The sequence below is a fragment of the Proteus sp. G4380 genome, assembly GCF_963885725.1.
GTDB classification, from domain to species: domain Bacteria; phylum Pseudomonadota; class Gammaproteobacteria; order Enterobacterales; family Enterobacteriaceae; genus Proteus; species Proteus mirabilis.
On sequence record NZ_CAWPAV010000059.1, the window covers coordinates 1 to 1,357 of the forward strand.

The window sequence follows — 1,357 nt, forward strand, 5'->3', positions numbered from 1 at the left end:
ATTATGATCAGATGCATCTGTGATTAAGATTTCCGCTTTATTTAGTGATAATCCACGATAAAATATATAATCAAGTGGCTTACCAAAAGCGCGAGTGCGTAAATCCTTTTCAAAGATCACTTCTTTAAGTTTTAATCTTCTAGCAAAACGCTTTAACACATTAACTCTTGGACGACTCCAGGCGTTAAAATCCCCCGCCAAAATAACAGGCCCTTTATGATCGATGATATGAGTCGATAAGCTGTTTAATTGTCTTTGATAAACATCAACACCGAAACTAAAATTGATCGCGTGTACATTTATCACCATTAAATGCTCACCAGTAATAAGTGGATAAACCGTAATTAATGCAGATTTAGCAAGCCTTAAAAAAGGCTCTTTTTCTCTTAATGGGCAACAATAGATAGGATGAGAACTTGATAAGGTCATAACACCCGCAGGGTGCTGTTGAAAGGCTAAAGCAGGAACTTGATCAGCAATTAAATGGTTTTTACCCGCAAAACGAACTAATTCAGGTGTTGTTTGCGCTTCTTGTAAAAGTAATAGTTGAGTATCGGTGGCAAGCGTTTCCAGCATACTACGCCAATTGACCCGTTGCTGTTTGTAAATATTCCAAACAGCAATTTTTAAAGTGCCTTCTGTATATAGTGGCATCCCAATCGGTAGCATCTCTTCTATTTGGCCTAAAGGTAGACTAGGTTCAATCCTTTCTACAGGTTGACCTGCTACAAAACGTACTGAATAAGTCGGTTTTTTCGCCATTAAGCAACCTCAGATAACCAATAGGATCTCTTGCTACCTATCTAGTATACCAAAGCTGGGATCTCCCCTCACCCTTTTAAAGAATATAATGATAAATAAGTGTAACTATTTTTGTAAAAAATAGCTTTAATGGTGAATTATTATGAAATAAGCACTGGTAATGTAGACAACTTTAAATTTTAAACAAAAAAAAACCTAAGTCATTAGACTTAGGTTTTCTTATGTGTTGGCGGAACGGACGGGACTCGAACCCGCGACCCCCTGCGTGACAGGCAGGTATTCTAACCAACTGAACTACCGCTCCGCTTATTCTTTACGCACTTAATGTCTTTTTACATTAAGGCTTTAATTTAATGCTTGGCAGTTCCCTACTCTCACATGGGGAGACCCCACACTACCATCGGCGCTACGGCGTTTCACTTCTGAGTTCGGCATGGGATCAGGTGGGACCACCGCGCTATGGCCGCCAAGCAAATTCGGTTTTAATCACTCGCTTCTTTCCTTTCGGTAAGTCGCCAGTAATTCAATCTTGAACAAGCTGACTTCATCGTTTCGTCTCTCTGACAAAACACTTTCGGTGTTGTCAGGTTAAGCC

The 1,357-nt window shown here is 39.8% G+C and carries 1 protein-coding gene, 1 tRNA gene and 1 rRNA gene; all 3 read right to left on the reverse strand.

Annotated features, from left to right (window positions below; translation table 11 throughout):
• On the reverse strand, positions 1-762 hold a 762-nt coding region (locus tag AACU98_RS05095), incomplete at its 3' end, for an endonuclease/exonuclease/phosphatase family protein (RefSeq protein ID WP_161735642.1).
• 227 nt (positions 763-989) lie between these two features.
• Positions 990-1,066 (reverse strand) — tRNA-Asp (locus AACU98_RS05100).
• Between the two features lie 51 nt (positions 1,067-1,117).
• Positions 1,118-1,233 (reverse strand): 5S ribosomal RNA (gene rrf / locus AACU98_RS05105).
• Positions 1,234-1,357 lie beyond the last annotated feature (124 nt).